This window comes from Streptomyces sp. NTH33, assembly GCF_003236365.1.
Lineage (GTDB): Bacteria > Actinomycetota > Actinomycetes > Streptomycetales > Streptomycetaceae > Streptomyces.
The window spans coordinates 1-354 of sequence record NZ_POTZ01001181.1; the positions used below are offsets into that span (position 1 = coordinate 1).

Annotated in this window: 1 protein-coding gene and 1 pseudogene; both read left to right on the forward strand. The window is 65.3% G+C overall.

Annotation, left to right across the window (positions count from 1 at the left end; all coding sequences use genetic code 11):
* The coding region (locus tag C1I97_RS39085) for an acyl-CoA dehydrogenase family protein (RefSeq protein WP_258382463.1) at positions 1 to 155 on the forward strand (155 nt) is incomplete at its 5' end.
* A 72-nt stretch (positions 156 to 227) separates the two neighbouring features.
* Positions 228 to 354 (forward strand): annotated as a pseudogene (locus C1I97_RS39090) (electron transfer flavoprotein subunit beta); the annotation flags it as partial.

Consider the following 354-nt stretch of genomic DNA (forward strand, 5'->3'; position numbering starts at 1 on the left):
TGGAGGTCACCACGGACGCCGTCCAGCTCCTCGGCGGCTACGGCTACACCCGCGACTACCCGGTGGAACGCATGATGCGCGACGCCAAGATCACCCAGATCTACGAGGGCACCAACCAGATCCAGCGCATCGTCATGGCCCGCAACCTGCCCTAGACGCAGGCGGCATGTCGGCCGCCTCTCGCGCCCGGCCGCCGGGAATGAGGCATAAGTGAAAGGAGAAATGTTGTGAGCTTGAGGATCGTTGTCACTGTGAAGTACGTGCCCGACGCCACCGGCGACCGGCACTTCGCCGAGGACCTGACCGTCGACCGGGACGACGTGGACGGGCTGCTCTCCGAGCTGGACGAGTACG